The sequence below is a fragment of the Psychrilyobacter sp. genome (assembly GCF_049671765.1).
Taxonomy (GTDB): domain Bacteria; phylum Fusobacteriota; class Fusobacteriia; order Fusobacteriales; family Fusobacteriaceae; genus Psychrilyobacter.
Map to the genome: position 1 here is coordinate 1 of NZ_JBATVM010000335.1, position 5,431 is coordinate 5,431.

General features: G+C 29.8%; 7 protein-coding genes and 1 pseudogene. 7 read left to right on the forward strand and 1 reads right to left on the reverse strand.

Annotated elements, in window-relative coordinates; translation table 11 throughout:
- The 7 genes and pseudogenes from WBG30_RS15415 to WBG30_RS15445 form a co-directional block, all read left to right on the forward strand.
- On the forward strand, positions 1-574 hold a 574-nt coding region (locus WBG30_RS15415), incomplete at its 5' end, for a biotin--[acetyl-CoA-carboxylase] ligase (RefSeq protein WP_424505538.1).
- A gap of 13 nt (positions 575-587) precedes the next feature.
- Positions 588-1,475: a potassium channel family protein gene (locus WBG30_RS15420; protein WP_424505539.1), complete on the forward strand. Its 888-nt coding sequence runs from the start codon at positions 588-590 to the stop codon at positions 1,473-1,475.
- A 47-nt stretch (positions 1,476-1,522) separates the two neighbouring features.
- Positions 1,523-2,566: a tRNA 2-thiouridine(34) synthase MnmA gene (gene mnmA / locus WBG30_RS15425; protein WP_424505540.1), complete on the forward strand. Its 1,044-nt coding sequence runs from the start codon at positions 1,523-1,525 to the stop codon at positions 2,564-2,566.
- The gene (locus WBG30_RS15430) at positions 2,563-3,021 is read left to right on the forward strand and encodes a hypothetical protein (RefSeq protein WP_424505541.1); all 459 of its coding nucleotides are present in this window, start codon (positions 2,563-2,565) and stop codon (positions 3,019-3,021) included. Before mnmA ends, WBG30_RS15430 begins: the two co-directional genes overlap by 4 nt.
- Positions 3,022-3,102: 81 nt before the next feature.
- A complete protein-coding gene (locus WBG30_RS15435; protein ID WP_424505542.1) occupies positions 3,103-3,279 on the forward strand; it encodes a 4Fe-4S binding protein in 177 nt (58 codons plus the stop codon).
- A 104-nt stretch (positions 3,280-3,383) separates the two neighbouring features.
- The gene (locus tag WBG30_RS15440) at positions 3,384-4,343 is read left to right on the forward strand and encodes a KpsF/GutQ family sugar-phosphate isomerase (RefSeq protein ID WP_424505543.1); all 960 of its coding nucleotides are present in this window, start codon (positions 3,384-3,386) and stop codon (positions 4,341-4,343) included.
- Between the two features lie 75 nt (positions 4,344-4,418).
- Positions 4,419-4,619, forward strand: a pseudogene (locus WBG30_RS15445) (DUF1858 domain-containing protein).
- Between the two features lie 86 nt (positions 4,620-4,705).
- Here WBG30_RS15445 and WBG30_RS15450 read toward each other — a convergent pair.
- A partial coding sequence (locus WBG30_RS15450; RefSeq protein ID WP_424505544.1) for a TSUP family transporter occupies positions 4,706-5,431 on the reverse strand: 726 nt, incomplete at its 5' end.

Below are 5,431 nucleotides of genomic sequence, written 5' to 3' on the forward strand. Positions count from 1 at the left end.
GGTATCTCCTATAGGAGCAGGATTATTTAGCTTTGCCTTAAAGGAAGATCCTAATTTGAGTATGGAAGAATATAGCAAACTCCCGCTAATCGTTGGAATAGCTTTATTGGATGGGTTAAAAAATATGGTAGAATTAGACTATAAGTTTAAATGGACTAATGATATCTATTTATTTGATAAAAAACTATCTGGAATCTTAGTCGAAAAAGTAGGAGATTTTTTTATTATAGGTATAGGAATAAATATAAATAATTTAGAATTTTTAGGAGAATCTAAAAAAGGGATCTCTTTAAAAAGTGTAACTGGAAATGACTATAAAATCTTAGATATAATAAAAAAAATTGTAAACTCATTTGAAAGATATTGGAATAGGTATATAAAAGGTGAATGGAATGAAATTTTATACGAGATAAATAAAAAAAACTACCTTTTAAACAGAGATGTAGAGATAAGTTTTTTAGGGTCTAAAATATCTGGGATAGGTGGAAAAATCTTGCGAAGTGGAAAATTAGAGGTGGAAACTGTAAATGGAATAAAAGAGTTTATGGTAGGAGAGGTCCATATAAAATTATAAAGGGGAGGTTCTAATGAGAAGAGAAATGAAAAAAGGTCTGATAAATATAATAATTCTAATGATCATTTCTATTATTTTAGGGACTACTTTGAGGATAGATGTTGATATAAATGAAAATTTTAGGATTAGGATGTATTATAGTTCGGCTATATTTATGAATTTAATTCCAATAGCATATTTTTTACTAAAATTTAGACTGGCTAAGAAAAAACCTATATTTTTTATAGGATTCACCTTTTATTATTTAATAATATTACCTATATGGATAAGCTTTGCATTTGAAGAAGGAATGATGAGTAAATTTGGTTTAACTAGAGATAATTTGACATCGTTGAAATGGGTGATAATGTTAAATTTAGTACTTTTATTGATATCTCAATTTTTTATAATTAAATATGTATTTGTAGATATTTTATCTGGTCGGAGGAGAGCTAAGAGTAATGATATAGGAATTGTTCTTTTGACTTATATAACACTGGGAATAATTTTTGGATTTTTCTATATATTATTGGTAGAAAATAATACGAATGCTTTAGACGGAATGGTATCAAAAGGTTTAGGAGTGGGTGGGTTGTATTTTAGAGGGATGTATTTTAGTTTTATAACCTTAACTAGTGTAGGTTATGGAGAGATAGTTCCTGTGTCACTGGCTGCACAAGCATTGACCATGTTAGAGAGCGTAATGGGGGTTTTACTCCTTAGTTTTTCTTTGGGAATTGTATTTAGTTCAAATTTAAATATAAAGGAAGAACAAGAGAAAATAGAAAAAGAAAAAATGATTAAAAAAAATATAGATATAGAAGTTTCACCTAAAAAATATAAGGAATTAAAAAGAAAATTAATGATGGAATTTGAAGAAAGTTTGGATAGGAATATTGAAAAATATATAGATCATGAATAAAAAATTTAATTGATTTGGAAAATATGATGAAAAAAGGAGAATAAAAAATGGAAAAAGTAATAGTTGGATTAAGTGGAGGAGTTGATTCTTCAGTAACGTCATATATTCTAAAAAAAGAGGGCTATGAGGTAATAGCAGTAACTCTTCAAGTAGATAAAAAACATCAAGGAGAGATAGCAGAAGCAAAAAAAGTAGCAGATTCATTAAAAATAAAACACGTAGTCTTAGATGTATCAGAAGACTTTGAAAATATAGTAATTAAGGATTTTTTAGATGGATATAGCAGTGGGACAACGCCGTCTCCTTGTGTAGTGTGTGATGAGAAGATAAAGATGAAAACACTGATAGATTATGCAGACTCAGTAGGAGCAAGATATGTAGCTACAGGACATTACTGTAATTTGGAATACTCTCCTAAAATGGATAAATACCTCCTAAAAAATGCAGTAGATATACGTAAAGATCAGACTTATATGTTATATAGATTAGAGGAGGATACTCTTAAAAGGATGAAATTTCCTCTGTATAACTTTACCAAAGTAGAGGTCAGAGAGATGGCTAAAAAAATAGGATTAGTAACTCATAATAAAAAAGATAGCCAAGGAATATGTTTTGCTCCAGAGGGGTATAAAGAGTATCTACAAGAAAAATTAAAAGATAAGATAGAAAAAGGAAACTTTGTAGATGAAGATGGAAATATAATGGGAATTCATGATGGATACCAACTCTATACAATAGGGCAAAGAAGAGGTTTAAACTTAAAAAAACCAAGGCCTTATTTTATACTGGATATAAGACCTTCTAAAAATGAGATCCTTTTAGGAGATTATGATAAACTTTTTATAAAAGATGTGGAACTAATAGATTATAAATTTGTAGTTGAGATAGATAAATTATTAGAAGTAGAACTAATGGCAAGACCTAGGTTTTCAAGTCACGGATTTATGGGGAGATTAAAAAAAGTATCTAAACCTCAGGGAAAAGATCGAATATATTTTGAATACCGAGAGAAAAATCCTCAAAATGCCAAGGGACAACATATGGTATTATATTATGGTAAATACCTAATAGGTGGAGGAGTGATTGGATGAAAAAAATCCTTATAGTTCTGATTCTTTTAATATTTATAGGTTGTAGTAGTGCAGAAGGAAAAACTGAAAGATTAATTTTTAACAGACAAATGGTTCAAATTACTATAGATAGTATGGAGGAGATAGATCTAGGAAATGATTCAGAAATAACTTTTAAATTATGGGGATATGACCTATATATAGCAGATGTCAGCGCAACTTTGTTGAAGGAATATAAATATAATCTTTTTAAATTACCAGTGACCTATGGTGTCGATTATGAAAAAGAATACGATGATAAAATAGAGCCTGATGGTAGTGGAAAATATGGCTATTATATAACTTTTGAGATGAAAAACTATCATGGAAAGAAGTATAAGATAGATTATGAATCTACAGACAAAGATTATTTTGGGATTAGAAAAAGAAAAATTGAGGAGTTATCAGGAAAGATCTACATAAAGGAAATAAAATAAAGTATTACTTTAATATCTTAAATTTATAGAGTATACTAAAAATAGTTATATGAAAACAATAAGTAATTAGGGAGGAATAAAATGTCACATAGAATAAGAAAAGATGAGTGTATTTCATGTGGAACATGTGAAGATGTATGCCCAGTAACTTGTATTTCAGAGATAGAAGATGGAAAAAGATTGATAGATGAAGATGCGTGTATTGATTGTGGAGCATGTGCAGGAGTATGCCCAGTAGCTTGTATCGATCAAGTATAAGATTATTAGAGGATTAAAATATTCTATGAATATTTTGATCCTCTTTTTTTAGATGAATAAACTAAAAAAAGATGATATAATAAACAAAAACAATAGGAGGGATAATGGATATAAAAAAATATGCTCAGGAAATCTTTGATATTGAAATAGATGAACTAAAAAAAGTGAGAAATAAGATAGGAAAAGAAATAGAAAAAACAGCGAAGTTAATAATGGAATGCAAGGGGAAGGTTGTTGTTACTGGAATAGGAAAATCTGGAATAGTTGGGAAAAAAATAGCTGCAACATTAGCTTCTACAGGGACGTTAACAGTATTTATGAATTCAGCTGAAGGTCTTCATGGAGACCTTGGTATGGTAGGCAAAGAAGATGTAGTAATCGCTATCTCAAATTCAGGAAACAGTGATGAAGTAGTTTCAATAATTCCTTCAATAAAAAAAATAGGTGCAAAATTAATAGCTATGACTGGAAATAAAAATTCTAAATTAGGAGTACAATCTGATGAAGTATTGGATATAGGCGTAGAAAGGGAAGCTTGCCCTATGAATATAGCTCCTACTTGTTCTACAACAGCTACCATAGTTATGGGAGATGCTTTGGCATCAGTGCTTATTAAATTACGAAATTTTAAGCCAGAAAATTTTGCCGTATATCATCCAGGTGGAAGTCTAGGTAGAAGACTTCTGATGAAAGTAAAAGATGTAATGCATAGTGGAACTGATCTTGCAATTGTAGGAAAAGATACCAATATAGATGAGATATTAGTGACTATGACAAAGAAAAAATTAGGAGCTGTATGCGTATTAGAAGAGGAGAGGATGGTAGGAATAATCACCGAGGGAGATATTAGACGAGCGTTGGGAAATAAAGAAGAGTTCTTTAGTTATAAAGCTGTGGACATTATGATCTCAAAATTTACTTCTATTGAAGCTCAAAAAATGGCTGTAGATGCATTGGAACTAATGGAAAATAGGAAAAGTCAAATTTCAGTTTTGCCTGTATTAGAAGGTGAAAAGTTAATAGGAATCGTAAGGATCCATGACTTATTAAATAGTGTTAATTAATCTTGACAAGATTACTAGTATAATATATAATTTATATATTAATAAGATATAATATAAATTTTAGGAGGAATTAAAATGGTAAAGAAAGATATGAATATATTAGATGCTGTACAACAGTATCCAGTAATCGTTCAAGTATTCCAAAGATACGGACTTGGGTGAGTAGGTTGTATGGTAGCCTCAGGTGAGAGCTTAGGAGAAGGAATCGCGTCACACGGATTAAATGCAGATGTTGTAATCGAAGAAATGAACAAATTAATCGAAGAAACTAAGTAATTTTATTAAGTGATTTATAAAAAAAAGACCTTTGAAATATTCAAAGGTCTTTTTTTTTTATGTTATATTCTGTATTTTATGATTTTTTAGATAACCATACCATAAATCATTTTACCAGCCATTACTAAAGACATAACAATAAATATAGGTTTTATAAATTTAGCACCATTTTTTACAGCCATTTTAGAACCTAGCTTAGAACCAGAGATCATAAAAATACTCGATATAAGTCCATATTTCAAGTCTACTTGTCCATTATATAAAAAAGTAAGAAGAGCAGCAATACCAGTTGTTAAATTTAATACTTTGGTATTAGCAGTGGCAACAGTAAAATCAAATTTGAAGATTTTTACTAAACCAAACATAAAAAATGTTCCTGTACCGGGACCAAAGAAACCATCGTAAAATCCTAATATAGAAGTTAAGATCTTACCTAAAAATTTATTCTTAGGAGTAAATCCATCAAAGTTATTTGCTATTCCAACTCTTTTAGAAACAACGGTATAAATAGCCACTCCAAAGATCATAAACGGAATTATTACTTCTAATATATCAGGAGTAATAAATTGTAAAGCGATTACACCAATAACGGCTCCTACAAAAGCAAAAGGAATCATAAGTTTAAGTAATTTAAAATTTAATTTATTATTCTTAAAAAATTCATGACTACTAACCAATGTTCCAGCAGCAGATGCTAACTTATTTGTTCCTAGAGCAAGATGTGGTGGTAGACCGACTAAGAGTAATGTAGGAGTGCTGATAAGGCCTCCACCTCCAGCAATAGAGTCTATAAATCCAGCAATAAACATACC

Excerpts from the sequence above, each read along its gene's own strand:
- WBG30_RS15440 (WP_424505543.1), top strand. The coding sequence starts at position 3,384 with ATGGATATAAAAAAATATGCTCAGGAAATCTTTGATATTGAAATAGAT.
- mnmA (WP_424505540.1), top strand. The coding sequence starts at position 1,523 with ATGGAAAAAGTAATAGTTGGATTAAGTGGAGGAGTTGATTCTTCAGTA.
- WBG30_RS15420 (WP_424505539.1), top strand. The coding sequence starts at position 588 with ATGAGAAGAGAAATGAAAAAAGGTCTGATAAATATAATAATTCTAATG.
- WBG30_RS15435 (WP_424505542.1), top strand. The coding sequence starts at position 3,103 with ATGTCACATAGAATAAGAAAAGATGAGTGTATTTCATGTGGAACATGT.
- WBG30_RS15430 (WP_424505541.1), top strand. The coding sequence starts at position 2,563 with ATGAAAAAAATCCTTATAGTTCTGATTCTTTTAATATTTATAGGTTGT.